The following is a 13,747-nucleotide window of genomic DNA, read 5'->3' as shown; positions in this document are numbered from 1 at the left end:
GGCCGGGCAGCAGCGCCGGGCGGCCGTGGTGGAATTGGCAGTCACGCTGGGTTTAGGTCCCAGTGGGGTAACTCCCGTGAGGGTTCGAGTCCCTCCGGCCGCACCAGTACGTTCTTCGGCTGCTCAGCCGAGCAGCTCCCGCACCACCGGCACCAGTGCCCGGAAGGCCTTCCCCCGGTGGCTGATCGCGTTCTTCTCGTCCGCCGTCAGTTCCGCGCAGGTGCGGGTCTCGCCCTCCGGCTGGAGGATCGGGTCGTAGCCGAAGCCGCCCGTGCCGGCGGGGGCGTGGCGCAGCGTGCCCCGGAGTTGGCCCTCGACGACGCGTTCCGTGCCGTCGGGCAGGGCCAGGGCCGCCGCGCACGCGAAGTACGCGCCCCGGTGTTCGTCGGCGATGTCGCCGATCTGGGCGAGGAGGAGGTCGAGGTTGGCCTTGTCGTCGCCGTGGGTGCCGGACCAGCGGGCGGAGAAGATGCCGGGCGCGCCGTTCAGGACGTCGACGCAGAGGCCGGAGTCGTCGGCGACGGCGGGGAGGCCGGTGGCCCGGGCCAGGGCGTGGGCCTTGAGGAGGGCGTTCTCGGCGAAGGTGACGCCGGTTTCCCTGACGTCGGGGATCTCCGGGTAGGCGTCCGCGCCGACGAGGTCGTGGGGCAGGCCTGCGTCGGCGAGGATGGCCCTCAGTTCGGTGATCTTTCCGGCGTTGCGGGTGGCGAGGATCAGGCGGGTCATGGGGTCCAGTATCCCGGCCCTCGCCGTCCCGCTCGCACCGCCCTTACGGCGTGCAGACCTTCGTCAGTTCGCCGGCCGCGTCGGTGACGGGGCTCAGGTCCGGGGTGTTGTCACCGTTCTCGACGGAGGTGCGGACGTTGTCGACGGCCTTGCCGAGGTCGTCGACCGCCTTGTCGACGTCGGCGTTGTCGGTCTTGTCGCCGATCTTGTCGAGGTTCTTGTCTATGGAGTTGAGGGATTCCTCGAGCTGCGTCGGGTCGTTGGACGCGTTCTCCACGGCCTGCTGGAGTGCGGTGACGCTGTCGGCGATGGCGTCGGCGGTCTGGACGCAGTCGAGGGCCTTGTCGACGGCGTCGCATCCGGTGGTGAGTCCGGCCGTCAGGGCGATGGCCGCCACGGTGGCGGCGGTGACGGTGGTACGGCGAAGGCGGCGGTGGCGGCTCGCGGCCATGGGTCTCGGTCCTCCCCTTGGGACAGGGCCGGGCGGCCCGTCTGCGGTGCGGCGTCGGACGTACGGCGGTGAACCGTACGTCCGTACTGCTAGTGACGCGGCGGTGGGCGGCGGAGTTGCGTGTCCGGGCCGCCTTTTCTTGATGTGCCCTTGGTCTTCTCTTTACCTTTCGAGGACCGTGTCAAGGGCCTTGCGCTGGAGTTCGGCCAGTTCGGCGCAGCCGCCGGCGGCGAGGTCGAGGAGGGCGTTGAGTTCGTCGCGGTCGAAGGGCTCGGCCTCGGCGGTGCCCTGGACCTCGACGAAGCGGCCGTCGCCGGTGCAGACGACGTTCATGTCGGTGTCGGCGCGGACGTCTTCCTCGTAGCGGAGGTCGAGGAGGGGGGTGCCGTCGACGATGCCGACGGAGACGGCGGAGACGGTGCCGGTGAGGGGCTTGCGGCTGGGCCTGATGAGCTTCTTGGTGGTCTGGGCCCAGGTGATGGCGTCGGCGAGGGCGACGTAGGCGCCGGTGACGGCGGCGGTGCGGGTGCCTCCGTCGGCCTGGAGGACGTCGCAGTCGAGGACGATGGTGTTCTCGCCGAGTGCCTTGTAGTCGATGACCGCGCGCAGGGAGCGGCCGATGAGGCGGCTGATCTCGTGGGTGCGGCCGCCGATGCGGCCCTTGACGGACTCGCGGTCGCCGCGGGTGTTGGTGGCGCGGGGAAGCATGGCGTATTCGGCGGTGACCCAGCCTTCGCCGCTGCCCTTGCGCCAGCGGGGGACGCCTTCGGTGACGGAGGCGTTGCAGAGGACTTTGGTGTCGCCGAAGGAGACGAGGACGGAGCCTTCGGCGTGCTTGCTCCAGCCGCGTTCGATGGTGACGGGGCGGAGCTGCTGGGGGGTGCGGCCGTCGATTCGTGACATGCGGGTGAGCCTAGCGGGCGCACGGACAGGGGCCCGTCCCGTGGTGGGAGGGGCCCCTGGGTGCGCTCGGCGTCTTTACATCATGTCTTCGATCTCGGCGGCGATCGGGTCGGCGTCGGTGCCGATGACGACCTGGATGGCGGTGCCCATCTTGACGACGCCGTGGGCGCCGGCGGCCTTGAGGGCGGCTTCGTTGACCAGCGCGGGGTCGTTGACCTCGGTGCGGAGGCGGGTGATGCAGCCTTCGATCTCGTCGATGTTGTCGATGCCGCCGAGGCCGGCGACGATCTTCTCAGCCTTGCTGGCCATGTTCTGTCTCCCTGATCCGAACCGCTTTGTGGCAGTAACCCACAGTTGGCCCATCTTCGCGAGCCATCGTGGGGCCTGTATCGAATGATGGCGTCACGGCGGCGGAGCCGTCTGTCAACTGGTCTACACCAGTGTACCGGCGACCGGATGGAGACCGGATGAGTGCCGAGAGCGGGGTCAGCCCTGCCCGCGCCCGCTGGAACAAGGCGTTCCAGGGGCTGCAGAAGATGGGTCGCAGTCTTCAGTTGCCCATCGCGGTCCTGCCCGCCGCGGGCATTCTCAACCGGCTGGGGCAGCCGGATGTCTTCGGGGACGACGGTCTTGGCTGGTCGAACGTCTCGAAGGTGATGATCGGCGCGGGCGGTGCGCTGCTGGACGGTTCGCTGGGGCTGCCGCTGCTGTTCTGTGTGGGCGTGGCCATCGGGATGGCGAAGAAGGCGGACGGTTCGACGGCGCTGGCGGCGGTGGCGGGGTTCCTCGTCTACTTCAATGTGCTGCGGCAGTTTCCGGAGGACTGTCCGGAGGGTTCGGAGGCGATCCCACAGATCGGGTGCCGGCTGACCGACGGGTCGGAGACGGTGACGGCGTTCACCTTCCAGAATCCGGGGGTCTTCGGCGGCATCGTGATGGGGTTGCTGACGGCCTATTTCTGGCAGCGGTTCCATCGGACGAAGCTGGTCGACTGGCTCGGGTTCTTCAACGGGCGCCGGCTGGTGCCGATCATCATGGCGTTCGTGGCGATCGCCTTCGCGGCGCTGTGCCTGTGGGTGTGGCCGCCGATCGGTGACGCGCTGGAGAGTTTCAGCGACTGGCTGACGGGGCTGGGCGCCTGGGGCGCGGGTGTGTTCGGGCTGGCGAACCGGGCGTTGCTGGTGATCGGTCTGCATCAGTTCCTGAACGTGCCGATGTGGTTCCAGTTCGGCTCGTACACGAAGCCGGACGGCACGGTGGTGCACGGCGACATCAACATGTTCCTGGCGGGCGATCCGAACGCGGGCCAGTTCACCTCGGGCTTCTTCCCGATCATGATGTTCGCGCTGCCCGCGGCGGCGCTGGCGATCACCCACTGCGCGAAGCCGCACCGGCGCAAGGAGGTCGGCGGTCTGATGCTGTCGGTGGCGCTGACGTCGTTCGTGACGGGGATCACGGAGCCGCTGGAGTACTCGTTCCTGTTCATCGCCCCGGTGCTGTACGCGGTGCACGCGGTGCTGACGGGTGTGTCGATGGCCGTGACGTGGGCCCTGGGTGTGAAGGACGGGTTCAGTTTCTCGGCGGGACTGATCGACTACGTCATCAACTGGAACCTGGCGACCAGACCGTGGCTGATCATTCCGATCGGTCTGTGTTTCGCGGTGGTGTATTACGTGGTCTTCCGGTTCGCGATCACGAAGTTCGACCTGAAGACGCCGGGCCGGGAGCCGGAGGACGAGGTGGAGGACGTCACGAAGGTGTAGACCTCACGCAGTAGACCTCACGCACCCTCACGTACCCTTTGACCGTGGTCTCACGAAGGCCCTCGGACCGACCGTCCGGGGGCCTTCGGCACGCCCTCGGGGGCTCTGACCTGGCGGCTTGATCGGACACTGCGCGTAGTTCCGCCGTCGCGGAATCACGGGTTCCTTACGCGGCCTTCATCGTGCTACAACAGGTCTACACCACTGAGTGGTGTAGACCACCACCCGATGGAGGAAGTATGAGCACCGCCACCGACAAGGCGGCCCCCGCAAAGAAGCGGGGATCTGGTCTTTTCCAGGGTTTGCAGAAGGTCGGCCGCAGCCTGCAGCTCCCGATCGCCGTGCTTCCGGCGGCCGGCATCATGGTCCGGCTCGGCCAGGACGACATCTTCGGCAAGGACGGCCTGGGCTGGGACCGCGTCGCCGCCGTCTTCAACAACGCGGGCGGTGCTCTGACCGGCTCGCTGCCGATCCTGTTCTGCATAGGCGTGGCCATCGGCTTCGCCAAGAAGGCGGACGGCTCGACCGCTCTGGCCGCGGTGGTCGGCTTCCTCGTGTACAGCAAGGTCCTGGAGGCCTTCCCGGTCACCGAGGCGGTGGTCAAGAAGGGCGAGGACGTCGCCGCGACGTACAACGACCCGGGTGTCCTCGGCGGCATCATCATGGGTCTGCTCGCCGCGGTGCTGTGGCAGCGGTTCCACCGCACCAGGCTGGTGGACTGGCTCGGCTTCTTCAACGGCCGTCGGCTGGTGCCGATCATCATGGCTTTCGTCGGCATCGTGGTCGGTGTCTTCTTCGGTCTGGTCTGGGAGCCCATCGGTACCGGCATCTCCAACTTCGGCGAGTGGATGACCGGCCTCGGCGCCGGTGGCGCGGCCCTGTTCGGCGGCGTGAACCGCGCGCTGATCCCGGTCGGCATGCACCAGTTCGTCAACACCGTGGCCTGGTTCCAGCTGGGCGACTTCACGAACGCCGCCGGTGAGGTCGTGCACGGCGACATCACCCGCTTCCTGGCCGGTGACCCGTCCGCCGGTATCTTCCAGTCCGGCTTCTTCCCGATCATGATGTTCGGTCTGCCGGCCGCCGCGATCGCCATCGCGCACTGCGCCCGCCCGGAGCGCCGCAAGGCCGTGATGGGCATGATGGTCTCGCTCGCGCTGACCTCGTTCGTCACCGGTGTGACCGAGCCGATCGAGTTCTCGTTCATGTTCATCGCGCCGGTCCTGTACGTGCTGCACGCGGTGCTCACCGCCGCCTCGATGGCGATCACCTGGGGCCTGGGTGTGCACGCCGGCTTCAACTTCTCGGCCGGTGCCATCGACTACGCCCTGAACTGGCATCTCGCCACCAAGCCATGGCTGATCATTCCGATCGGTCTGGTGTTCGCGGTGATTTACTACGTGACGTTCCGCTTCGCGATCATCAAGTTCAACCTGAAGACCCCGGGCCGCGAGCCCGAGGAGGAGGTCGAGGACCTCACGAAGGCGTGAGTCCCCGCCGCGGACAGGCATGACGAGGGCCCCGGAACCGGGAAGGTTCCGGGGCCCTTCGTCGTGTCTGTGCGGGGGCTAGACCTCGTACACCGCGCCCGCCGCGGCGACGTCCACCGGTCCGTCGTAGACCTCGCGCGCGTCGGCGAGGTTGACCTGGGGGTCGGTCCACGGGGGGATGTGGGTGAGGACCAGGCGGCGGGCGCCGGCGCGGGTGGCGCTCTCGCCCGCCTCGCGGCCGTTGAGGTGGAGGTCGGGGATGTTCTCCTTGCCGTGCGTGAAGGCGGCCTCGCACAGGAACAGGTCGGTGTCGCGGGCGAGTTCGTCCAGCGTGGCGGTGACGCCCGTGTCGCCGGAGTAGGTCAGCGACCTGCCGCCGTGCTCGACGCGGATGGCGTAGGCCTCCACGGGGTGGGCGACGCGTTCGGTGTGCACGGTGAAGGGTCCGACCTCGAAGGTGGACGGCTTGACCGTGTGGAAGTCGAAGACCTCACTCATGGACGAGGCGGAGGGGGTGTCGGCGTAGGCGGTGGTGAGCCGGTGCTCGGTGCCCTCGGGTCCGTAGACCGGGAGGGGGTCGCAGCGGCCGCCCTCGTGCCGGTAGTAGCGCGCCACGAAGTAGGCGCACATGTCGATGCAGTGGTCGGCGTGCAGGTGGCTGAGGAAGATCGCGTCGAGGTCGTAGAGACCGCAGTGGCGCTGCAACTCGCCGAGGGCGCCGTTGCCCATGTCGAGGAGCAGCCGGAAGCCGTCGGCCTCGACGAGGTAGCTCGAGCAGGCCGATTCCGCGGACGGGAACGACCCCGAGCAGCCGACGACGGTGAGCTTCATGAAGCAGAAACCTCCGCTGGCGCGTGTGGAGAGACGGGGGTCGTGCGGTTTGTCGAGCGTAAGGCGCAAAACCTCGGGTCGCTCCTCCGCCAGGGGCCGTTGTGGGCGAACTCACCTGCGGTGTCACCGGTTCGGCTGGAAGTAGAGCGCGCGGGGCCATGGAGGGGGCGCGCGGGGGCAGTGCGCGCCGGTACGGTCGTCGGCATGAACACGTCCTGGTGGCTCGCCCTCGCGGCGGTGGTACTGCTCGCGCTCGTCGCCACGGTCGTCGACGGCTGGGGGCGGGGGCGGCGGCCTCCGCGGCCGGGCGGCAGCCGGCGTCCGCCGGGTCGGCCCACGGGGCCGAGAGGGCGGGCGGACCGGCCGCGGCCCGCGGAGATCTGGTGGGCGAACGTGCCGTACGAGGACTCCGGCGGTGCGAAGGACCGGCCGTGTCTCGTGGTCCAGGTGCGCGGGCGGCGGGTGCTGGTGGCGAAGATCACCAGCCGGCACCGGGCCGGGCGGGCCGGGGTGATCACCTTGCCGCCGGGCTCGGTCGGGGACGCGCGGGGGCGGACGAGCTTCCTGGAGACCGACGAGTTGCGGGAGGTGCCCGTGCGGGACTTCCGGCGGCGGGTGGGTGTGGTGGACCCGGTCCTGTGGGACCAGGTCCGTCACCTCGCCGAGTGAGCGGTCAGGCCCAGAGCTGGCCCTGGAGGGTGTCGATGGCCTCCTCGGTGGTGGCCGCCGTGTAGACGCCGGTGGAGAGGTACTTCCAGCCGCCGTCGGCGACGACGAACACGATGTCCGCGCTCTCGCCGGCCTTCACCGCCTTGTTCCCGACGCCGATCGCGGCGTGCAGGGCGGCGCCGGTGGAGACGCCCGCGAAGATGCCCTCCTGTTGGAGGAGCTCACGGGTGCGGGTCACGGCGTCCGCCGAACCCACCGAGAAGCGGGTGGTGAGGACGGAGGCGTCGTACAGCTCGGGTACGAAGCCCTCGTCGAGGTTGCGCAGGCCGTACACCAGGTCGTCGTAGCGCGGTTCGGCGGCGACGATCTTCACGTCGGGCTTGTTCTCGCGCAGGAAGCGGCCGACGCCCATCAGGGTGCCCGTGGTGCCGAGGCCGGCCACGAAGTGGGTGATGGACGGCAGGTCGGCGAGGATCTCCGGGCCGGTGCCGGCGTAGTGGGCGCCGGCGTTGTCCGGGTTGCCGTACTGGTAGAGCATCACCCAGTCCGGGTGCTCGGCGGAGAGCTCCTTGGCGACCCGTACGGCGGTGTTGGAGCCGCCCGCGGCCGGGGAGGAGATGATCTCCGCGCCCCACATGGCGAGCAGGTCCCGGCGCTCCTGGGAGGTGTTCTCGGGCATCACGCAGACGATGCGGTAGCCCTTGAGCTTGGCGGCCATGGCGAGCGAGATGCCGGTGTTGCCGCTGGTCGGCTCCAGGATCGTGCAGCCCGGGGTGAGGCGGCCGTCCTTCTCCGCCTGCTCGATCATGTGGAGCGCGGGGCGGTCCTTGATCGAGCCGGTCGGGTTGCGGTCCTCCAGCTTGGCCCAGATACGGACGTCGTCGGACGGCGAGAGCCGCGGCAGGCGCACCAGAGGGGTGTTGCCCACCGCGGCCAGCGGGGAGTCGTAACGCATCGCCGATCAGGCCATACCGCCGGCGACGGCCGGCAGGATCGTGATGCTGTCGCCGTCCGCGAGCTTGGTGTTGATGCCGTCCAGGAAGCGGACGTCCTCGTCGTTCAGGTAGACGTTGACGAAGCGGCGCAGCTGGTCGCCGTTCGCCTCGTCGACGAGTCGGGCCCGGACGCCCGCGTGCCTGGTCTCGAGGTCGGTGAAGAGCTCGGCGAGGGTGTCCCCGGTGCCCTCCACCGCCTTCTGGCCGTCGGTGTACTGGCGGAGGATGGTCGGGATGCGGACCTCGATGGCCATGGCTGAGGGCTCCTGTCGGAAGGTGTCGTGGGTTCGGTGAGGCGCGCGGCGGCACGCGGCAGCCCGCCGCGGCGCACGGCCGTACGGCGGCAGCGGAAGATCAACAGATGGCGCTGTTCAGCCTGCACAGGTCGACGTGCAGCCGCGCCACGAGCAGCGTGCCCGGCGCCTTTTCGCTCACGTCGAGAAGAACCATGGGCTCATCGTATCGATTCCCGGTCCGGCATCCGGAGTGTGATCTCATCTACTGGACGTTTCCCGTCCGTCCTGTGATATCAGTACGCCTCCACGACCTTGACCTCCTCCTCGGTCACCTCTCCATCCACGATCCGGAACGATCGGAACTGGAAGTCGCCGGCGCCGTCGGTGTCCGCCGTGGAGACCAGGACGTAGTGGGCGCCGGGCTCGTTGGCGTAGGTGAGGTCGGTGCGGGAGGGGTACGCCTCGGTGGCCGTGTGGGAGTGGTAGATGACCGCCGGCTCCTCGTCGCGGTCGTCCATCTCCCGGTAGAGCTTGAGCAGGTCCTGCGAGTCGAACTCGTAGAAGGTCGGCGAGCGGGCGGCGTTCAGCATCGGGATGAACCGCTCGGGGCGGCCCTCGCCCACGGGGCCGGCCACCACGCCGCACGCCTCGTCGGGGTGGTCCTCGCGCGCGTGGGCGACGATCTGGTCGTACAGGGCCTGGGTGATGGTCAGCATGCGGCCAGGATAAGCAGAGGGGCCGCCCCGTACCGGTGGGTGGTACGAGGCGGCCCGCATGCTGGACGCCCTGAGCGGTGGCCGGTGGGGACGCCACGAGCATCCCCGGTGACCGGACGTCCCGAACGCGCGAGAACGCGCAGGTCAGACGATCTTCTCCAGCTCCGGTTCGCCGTGCCGCTCGGTGATGTCCGGGTTGCGGCTCTTGAGCACGGCCCAGCCGATGCCGAGGGCGGCGGCCCAGCCGGCCATCACGTACAGGCAGACGCGGGCGTCGGCGTCGTAGGCGATCAGGCAGGTGACGAAGAGCAGGAAGGCGATGGCGATGTAGGAGCACACCGAGCCGCCCGGCGCCGGGAAGGAGGAGGCGGGCAGCCGGCCCGCGACGACCTTGCGGCGGTAGCGGACGTGACTGATCAGGATCATCAGCCAGGTCCAGATGCCGGCGGCAGTGGCGATGGAGGTGACGTAGCCGAAGGCCTTCTCCGGGACGACGTAGTTCAGGACCACGCCGATGCCCATGAAGATCACCGAGATGCCGATGCCGATGGCCGGGGTCTTGGTCGACGACAGCCGGCTGAAGACCCTGGGGGCCTCGCCGTTGTCCGCGAGGGTGCGCAGCATCCGGCCCGTGGAGTACATGCCGGAGTTGCAGGACGACAGGGCGGCGGTGAGCACGACGAAGTTGACGATGCCGGCGCCGGCCGGGATGCCGATGACGGTGAAGGCCTCCACGAAGGGGCTGACGCCCTCGGCGAATTCCGTCCACTTCACCACGGCCAGGATGACGGTGAGGGCGCCGACGTAGAAGAGGGCGATGCGCCAGGGCAGGGTGTTGATCGCCTTGGGGAGGGTCTTCTCCGGATTCTCCGACTCGCCGGCCGTGACGCCGACCAGCTCGACGGCGAGGTAGGCGAACATGACGCCCTGGAGGGTCATCAGGGACGAGCCGATGCCCTTGGGGAAGAAGCCGTCGAAGGCCCACAGGTTGGAGACGGCGGCGGTGTCGCCGGCCTGGCTGAAGCCGAGGGTGAGCACGCCGATGCCGATCACGATCATGCCGATGATGGCGGTGACCTTGACCATCGAGAACCAGAACTCGATCTCGCCGAACAGCTTCACCGAGATCAGGTTGGCCACGAACAGCAGGACCAGGAAGACCAGGGCCGACACCCACTGCGGGATGTCCGGGAACCAGTAGTGGATGTAGATGGCGGCGGCGGTGAGTTCCGCCATGCCGGTGACCACCCACATCAGCCAGTACGTCCAGCCGGTGAAGTAGCCGAAGAAGGGGCCGAGGAACTCGCGCGAGTACTCGGCGAAGGAGCCGGAGACCGGTCGGTAGAGCAGGAGTTCGCCGAGCGCCCGCATGATGAAGAAGATGATCACGCCCGCGAGGGCGTACATGAGGATGATGCTGGGGCCGGCCTTGGCGATGTTGGCCCCGGCGCCCAGGAAGAGACCGACGCCGATGGCGCCGCCGATCGCGATCATCTGGACCTGGCGGCTGTTGAGCCCGCGCTCGTAGCCCTCTTCGGGGGCCTTGTCCGTGTCGACCTGCGCAGAGGTCATGTGTGGTGCGCCTTTCTCCATGCCGACCCGGGCCTCGACTCGGCCTCGGATCGGGTCTCGATCCCCCCGGATGATGGAGTTGAGCGGGCCTCACGTCCCGCTCGGTGCCTGGCCGGCGGTCCGCCGGCTCGGTGGCGCACCCGGCCGAACATTCGGGTGGTGTTCGCCGGGCGGTCGTGAAGATTTACCACGACCGGGATGTCGATCACAGGAGAGCCATGTGACGCACAGCACATACATATAGGGACAGAAGGCGCCCGAGATGGGCGAAGAGGGGTAATTCTTTGACGAGATCATTACCCGGATTTGAGGAACCGCTGAGCGGACAGCCTTCCCGGCAATCAGGGCATAAGGGTCGCGACGAGCGACTCCTGGAGTCCGCCGAGCCACAGGTACGCCATCACCATCGGCTTGCGCGGGTCCTCGTCCGGGAGCCGGTAGAGCAGGTCGGTGTCGTCCTCGTCGGCGATCTCCAGCCGGGAACCGATCGCCAGGCGCAGGTCGTTCAGGGCGCGCAGCCACTCCTGGGACTCCTGGGGCGACAGCTTCAGCACCGCCCCCTCCTCACCCGCGGACGCCGAGGCGAGGGTGTCCAGGGTGCGGATGACCGCGAGCGCGTTGTCGCGCTTGCCGGCCCGCAGGTCGTTCTCGGTGTAGCGGCGGAACTCGGCGGAGTACGCCCGCTGCTCCTCGGCCTCCTTGGCCTGCGGGGCGCCCTCGGGGTCGCCGTAGGCGTCCGGGAACAGGCGCCGCAGCACGGGATCGGAGGGCGGTTCGCTCGGGCCGTCGGCGAAGAGCTCGGCGAGCGGGTCGTCGGAGGCGTCCTCGGCGGGGCCGGGGCCGATCAGCTCCAGGAGCTGCACGGCCAGGGACCGGATGATGGAGATCTCGACGTCGTCGAGGGCGACGGCCGCGCCGCCGCCGGGAAGCGGTTCGAACTGTCCTGGCATGGAGGCGATTCAGCTACTTCCGTCCTGCGGGCGGGCGTGGGTCATTTCCGGTCCTGCTGGAGGGTGGCCCACAGACCGTAGCCGTGCATGGCCTGGACGTCCCGTTCCATCTCCTCGCGCGAGCCGGTGGAGACGACCGCGCGGCCCTTGTGATGGACGTCCATCATGAGCTTGGTGGCCTTTTCCTTGGAGTAGCCGAAGTACGACTGGAAGACGTACGTCACGTAGCTCATGAGGTTGACGGGGTCGTTGTGGACGATCGTCAGCCAGGGCACGTCGGGCTCGGGTACGGCGAAGACCTCCTCCGCCGATTCGGTCTTCTCGATCTCCATGGGTGCGGCTGCCGTCACATGGCCCATGCTGCCACCACAGGGGGGCACTCGCACAAACGGGCCTGTGGCCGGCGCCACGCCACCACAAATCGTCAGACTGACGAAATGGGGGTAGCATCCTCGTCATGAACACAGCGGACCTTGGGCTGCCGGTGGACGTTCCCTCGACGGCGCTCTTCACGGACCAGTACGAGCTGACCATGCTCCGAGCCGCCCTGAAGGCGGGCACGGCCGGGCGGCGGAGCGTGTTCGAGGTCTTCACGCGCCGACTGCCGGACGGGCGCCGCTACGGCGTCGTCGCGGGCACCGGACGGGTACTGGACGCGGTGGAGAACTTCCGCTTCGACGCGGACGTCCTGCGCTTCCTGCGCGAGAAGGGCATCGTCGACGAGGAGACCCTGGACTGGCTCGCCGAGTACCGCTTCGGCGGCGACATCTGGGGCTACGCCGAGGGCGAGGTGTACTTCCCGGGCTCGCCGATCATGCGGGTCGAGGGGACCTTCGGCGAGTGCGTGCTGCTGGAGACGGTGATCCTCTCCATCCTCAACCACGACTCGGCGATCGCCGCCGCCGCCTCCCGGATGGCCTCCGCCGCCGGGGAGCGTCCGCTGATCGAGATGGGCGCCCGCCGCACCCACGAGCTGGCCGCCGTCGCCGCCGCCCGCTCCGCCTACGTCGGCGGCTTCACGACCACCTCCGACCTGGCCGCCGGCTTCCGCTACAACATCCCCACCGTGGGCACCTCCGCCCACGCCTTCACCCTGCTCCACGACAACGAGCGGGACGCCTTCCGGGCCCAGGTGGACGCGCTCGGCCGGGACACCACGCTCCTCGTGGACACCTACGACGTCGCCGAGGCCGTCCGTACGGCCGTGGAGATCGCCGGTCCCGAGCTGGGCGCCGTGCGCATCGACTCCGGCGACCTGCTGCTGGTCGCCCACCGGGTGCGGCAGCAGCTGGACGAGCTGGGCGCCACGGAGACGAAGATCGTCGTGACCTCGGACCTGGACGAGTACGCCATCGCCTCGCTGGCGGCGGCGCCCGTGGACGCGTACGGCGTCGGCACCCAGCTGGTGACCGGGTCCGGGCACCCGACGGCCTCGATGGTCTACAAGCTGGTCGCCCGCGCGGAGTCCGGTGCGGACGGGGCACCGCTGGTGCCGGTGGCGAAGAAGTCCAGCGGCGGCAAGACCTCGATCGGCGGCCGCAAGTGGGCGGCCCGGCGGCTGGACGACTACGGCTACGCCGAGGCCGAGGTGGTCGGCACCGGGCCGGTGCCCGAGGACCTCGCCGACCGGCAGCTCCTGGTCGAGCTGGTCAAGGGCGGCACGGTCGTCGCCCGCGAGCCGCTGGACGCCGCCCGGGACCGCCACGCGGCCGCCCGCGCCAACCTCCCGCTGTCCGCCACCCAGCTCTCCCGAGGGGAACCCGTCATTCCGACGGAGTACGTGCACGGGGGCTCGGGTAGCTAAAGCTGGTGCCCCTCAACCTCACATCCGATCCAGTCGAAGGACACCGACCATGCGCCGCGCCCTGATCGTCGTAGACGTGCAGAACGACTTCTGCGAGGGGGGCAGCCTCGCGGTGTCCGGCGGTGCGGACGTGGCCGCCGCCATCACCGAGCTGATCGGGCAGGCGCCCGCCGGCTACCGCCACGTCGTGGCCACCCGCGACCACCATGTCGCACCGGGCGGCCACTTCGCCGACAACCCCGACTACGTCCACTCCTGGCCCGCGCACTGCGTCGCCGGCACGGAGGGCGTCGGCTTCCACCCGAACTTCGCCCCCGTCGTCGCGTCCGGCGCGATAGACGCCGTCTTCGACAAGGGTGCCTACGCGGCGGCCTACAGCGGCTTCGAGGGCGCCGACGAGAACGGCACGGCCCTCGCCGACTGGCTGCGGGCCCGGGAGATCGACGAGGTCGACGTCGTGGGCATCGCGACCGACCACTGCGTACGGGCCACCGCCCTGGACGCCGCGCGCGAGGGCTTCCGTACGCAGGTGCTGCTCGACCTGACCGCCGGGGTGGCCGCGGCGACCACCGAGCGGGCGCTGGAGGAGCTGCGGGAGGCGGGCGTGGAGCTGTCCGGGAAGCCGGTCGTCCAGTAGCGCC

The 13,747-nt window shown here is 69.3% G+C and carries 17 protein-coding genes and 1 tRNA gene; 6 read left to right on the top strand and 12 right to left on the bottom strand.

What is annotated here, in order from left to right:
• Positions 1-19: 19 nt before the first annotated feature.
• Positions 20-106: transfer RNA gene (locus tag RI578_RS24945), tRNA-Leu, on the top strand.
• 17 nt (positions 107-123) lie between these two features.
• On the opposite strand, the gene rdgB is transcribed toward RI578_RS24945, so the two are convergent.
• The 4 genes from rdgB to RI578_RS24925 all read right to left on the bottom strand — a co-directional run bounded on the left by rdgB (position 124) and on the right by RI578_RS24925 (position 2,389).
• A complete protein-coding gene (gene rdgB / locus RI578_RS24940) occupies positions 124-726 on the bottom strand; it encodes an RdgB/HAM1 family non-canonical purine NTP pyrophosphatase (protein WP_310873150.1) in 603 nt (200 codons plus the stop codon).
• Between the two features lie 43 nt (positions 727-769).
• A complete protein-coding gene (locus tag RI578_RS24935) occupies positions 770-1,177 on the bottom strand; it encodes a hypothetical protein (protein WP_310873149.1) in 408 nt (135 codons plus the stop codon).
• 162 nt (positions 1,178-1,339) lie between these two features.
• A complete protein-coding gene (gene rph / locus RI578_RS24930) occupies positions 1,340-2,080 on the bottom strand; it encodes a ribonuclease PH (RefSeq protein ID WP_310873148.1) in 741 nt (246 codons plus the stop codon).
• Positions 2,081-2,155: 75 nt separating this feature from the next.
• Positions 2,156-2,389 carry a glucose PTS transporter subunit EIIB gene (locus RI578_RS24925; protein WP_003975905.1) on the bottom strand — a complete coding sequence of 78 codons (234 nt, stop codon included), beginning with the start codon at positions 2,387-2,389 and terminating at the stop codon, positions 2,156-2,158.
• A 158-nt stretch (positions 2,390-2,547) separates the two neighbouring features.
• On the opposite strand from RI578_RS24925, the gene RI578_RS24920 reads away from it, so the two are divergent.
• Together RI578_RS24920 and RI578_RS24915 are read left to right on the top strand one after the other, a co-directional pair.
• Complete coding sequence (locus tag RI578_RS24920) at positions 2,548-3,843, top strand: PTS transporter subunit EIIC (RefSeq protein WP_310875853.1); 1,296 nt, start codon at positions 2,548-2,550, stop codon at positions 3,841-3,843.
• A gap of 239 nt (positions 3,844-4,082) precedes the next feature.
• Complete coding sequence (locus tag RI578_RS24915) at positions 4,083-5,333, top strand: PTS transporter subunit EIIC (RefSeq protein WP_310873147.1); 1,251 nt, start codon at positions 4,083-4,085, stop codon at positions 5,331-5,333.
• A gap of 78 nt (positions 5,334-5,411) precedes the next feature.
• On the opposite strand, the gene RI578_RS24910 is transcribed toward RI578_RS24915, so the two are convergent.
• On the bottom strand, positions 5,412-6,164 hold the full coding sequence (locus RI578_RS24910; RefSeq protein ID WP_310873146.1) for an MBL fold metallo-hydrolase: 753 nt from the start codon (positions 6,162-6,164) through the stop codon (positions 5,412-5,414).
• A 204-nt stretch (positions 6,165-6,368) separates the two neighbouring features.
• On the opposite strand from RI578_RS24910, the gene RI578_RS24905 reads away from it, so the two are divergent.
• Complete coding sequence (locus RI578_RS24905; RefSeq protein WP_310873145.1) at positions 6,369-6,833, top strand: type II toxin-antitoxin system PemK/MazF family toxin; 465 nt, start codon at positions 6,369-6,371, stop codon at positions 6,831-6,833.
• Between the two features lie 4 nt (positions 6,834-6,837).
• On the opposite strand, the gene RI578_RS24900 is transcribed toward RI578_RS24905, so the two are convergent.
• The 7 genes from RI578_RS24900 to clpS all read right to left on the bottom strand — a co-directional run bounded on the left by RI578_RS24900 (position 6,838) and on the right by clpS (position 11,661).
• A complete protein-coding gene (locus tag RI578_RS24900; protein ID WP_310873144.1) occupies positions 6,838-7,788 on the bottom strand; it encodes a cysteine synthase in 951 nt (316 codons plus the stop codon).
• A gap of 6 nt (positions 7,789-7,794) precedes the next feature.
• Entirely contained in the window at positions 7,795-8,082 is a 288-nt protein-coding gene (locus tag RI578_RS24895; protein WP_310873143.1) for a MoaD/ThiS family protein, read from the bottom strand.
• A 100-nt stretch (positions 8,083-8,182) separates the two neighbouring features.
• Positions 8,183-8,278, bottom strand: coding sequence for a putative leader peptide (locus RI578_RS24890; protein WP_310873142.1), 96 nt, complete (start codon positions 8,276-8,278; stop codon positions 8,183-8,185).
• 79 nt (positions 8,279-8,357) lie between these two features.
• On the bottom strand, positions 8,358-8,780 hold the full coding sequence (locus RI578_RS24885) for a M67 family metallopeptidase (RefSeq protein ID WP_310873141.1): 423 nt from the start codon (positions 8,778-8,780) through the stop codon (positions 8,358-8,360).
• A gap of 144 nt (positions 8,781-8,924) precedes the next feature.
• A complete protein-coding gene (locus RI578_RS24880; RefSeq protein ID WP_310873140.1) occupies positions 8,925-10,352 on the bottom strand; it encodes an amino acid permease in 1,428 nt (475 codons plus the stop codon).
• 341 nt (positions 10,353-10,693) lie between these two features.
• Complete coding sequence (locus RI578_RS24875; RefSeq protein WP_310873139.1) at positions 10,694-11,302, bottom strand: DUF2017 domain-containing protein; 609 nt, start codon at positions 11,300-11,302, stop codon at positions 10,694-10,696.
• A 41-nt stretch (positions 11,303-11,343) separates the two neighbouring features.
• Positions 11,344-11,661 (bottom strand): ATP-dependent Clp protease adapter ClpS, encoded by a 318-nt coding sequence (gene clpS / locus RI578_RS24870; protein ID WP_210960714.1) that lies wholly within the window; start codon positions 11,659-11,661, stop codon positions 11,344-11,346.
• Positions 11,662-11,759: 98 nt separating this feature from the next.
• On the opposite strand from clpS, the gene RI578_RS24865 reads away from it, so the two are divergent.
• Entirely contained in the window at positions 11,760-13,106 is a 1,347-nt protein-coding gene (locus RI578_RS24865) for a nicotinate phosphoribosyltransferase (RefSeq protein WP_310873138.1), read from the top strand.
• Between the two features lie 49 nt (positions 13,107-13,155).
• Positions 13,156-13,743, top strand: a complete 588-nt coding sequence (locus RI578_RS24860) for a nicotinamidase (protein ID WP_310873137.1) — start codon at positions 13,156-13,158, stop codon at positions 13,741-13,743.
• Positions 13,744-13,747 lie beyond the last annotated feature (4 nt).

Source organism: Streptomyces sp. BB1-1-1 (genome assembly GCF_031597775.1).
GTDB lineage: Bacteria > Actinomycetota > Actinomycetes > Streptomycetales > Streptomycetaceae > Streptomyces > Streptomyces thinghirensis.
Note: the sequence above shows the minus strand (reverse complement) of the source record. Positions and strands in the feature narration are given on the sequence as shown.

Bases quoted from the DNA above. Each gene is read 5' to 3' on its own strand.
- rdgB (WP_310873150.1), bottom strand. From the start codon at position 726: ATGACCCGCCTGATCCTCGCCACCCGCAACGCCGGAAAGATCACCGAA.
- RI578_RS24935 (WP_310873149.1), bottom strand. From the start codon at position 1,177: ATGGCCGCGAGCCGCCACCGCCGCCTTCGCCGTACCACCGTCACCGCC.
- rph (WP_310873148.1), bottom strand. From the start codon at position 2,080: ATGTCACGAATCGACGGCCGCACCCCCCAGCAGCTCCGCCCCGTCACC.
- RI578_RS24925 (WP_003975905.1), bottom strand. From the start codon at position 2,389: ATGGCCAGCAAGGCTGAGAAGATCGTCGCCGGCCTCGGCGGCATCGAC.
- RI578_RS24920 (WP_310875853.1), top strand. From the start codon at position 2,548: ATGAGTGCCGAGAGCGGGGTCAGCCCTGCCCGCGCCCGCTGGAACAAG.
- RI578_RS24915 (WP_310873147.1), top strand. From the start codon at position 4,083: ATGAGCACCGCCACCGACAAGGCGGCCCCCGCAAAGAAGCGGGGATCT.
- RI578_RS24910 (WP_310873146.1), bottom strand. From the start codon at position 6,164: ATGAAGCTCACCGTCGTCGGCTGCTCGGGGTCGTTCCCGTCCGCGGAA.
- RI578_RS24905 (WP_310873145.1), top strand. From the start codon at position 6,369: ATGAACACGTCCTGGTGGCTCGCCCTCGCGGCGGTGGTACTGCTCGCG.
- RI578_RS24900 (WP_310873144.1), bottom strand. From the start codon at position 7,788: ATGCGTTACGACTCCCCGCTGGCCGCGGTGGGCAACACCCCTCTGGTG.
- RI578_RS24895 (WP_310873143.1), bottom strand. From the start codon at position 8,082: ATGGCCATCGAGGTCCGCATCCCGACCATCCTCCGCCAGTACACCGAC.
- RI578_RS24890 (WP_310873142.1), bottom strand. From the start codon at position 8,278: ATGGTTCTTCTCGACGTGAGCGAAAAGGCGCCGGGCACGCTGCTCGTG.
- RI578_RS24885 (WP_310873141.1), bottom strand. From the start codon at position 8,780: ATGCTGACCATCACCCAGGCCCTGTACGACCAGATCGTCGCCCACGCG.
- RI578_RS24880 (WP_310873140.1), bottom strand. From the start codon at position 10,352: ATGACCTCTGCGCAGGTCGACACGGACAAGGCCCCCGAAGAGGGCTAC.
- RI578_RS24875 (WP_310873139.1), bottom strand. From the start codon at position 11,302: ATGCCAGGACAGTTCGAACCGCTTCCCGGCGGCGGCGCGGCCGTCGCC.
- clpS (WP_210960714.1), bottom strand. From the start codon at position 11,661: ATGGGCCATGTGACGGCAGCCGCACCCATGGAGATCGAGAAGACCGAA.
- RI578_RS24865 (WP_310873138.1), top strand. From the start codon at position 11,760: ATGAACACAGCGGACCTTGGGCTGCCGGTGGACGTTCCCTCGACGGCG.
- RI578_RS24860 (WP_310873137.1), top strand. From the start codon at position 13,156: ATGCGCCGCGCCCTGATCGTCGTAGACGTGCAGAACGACTTCTGCGAG.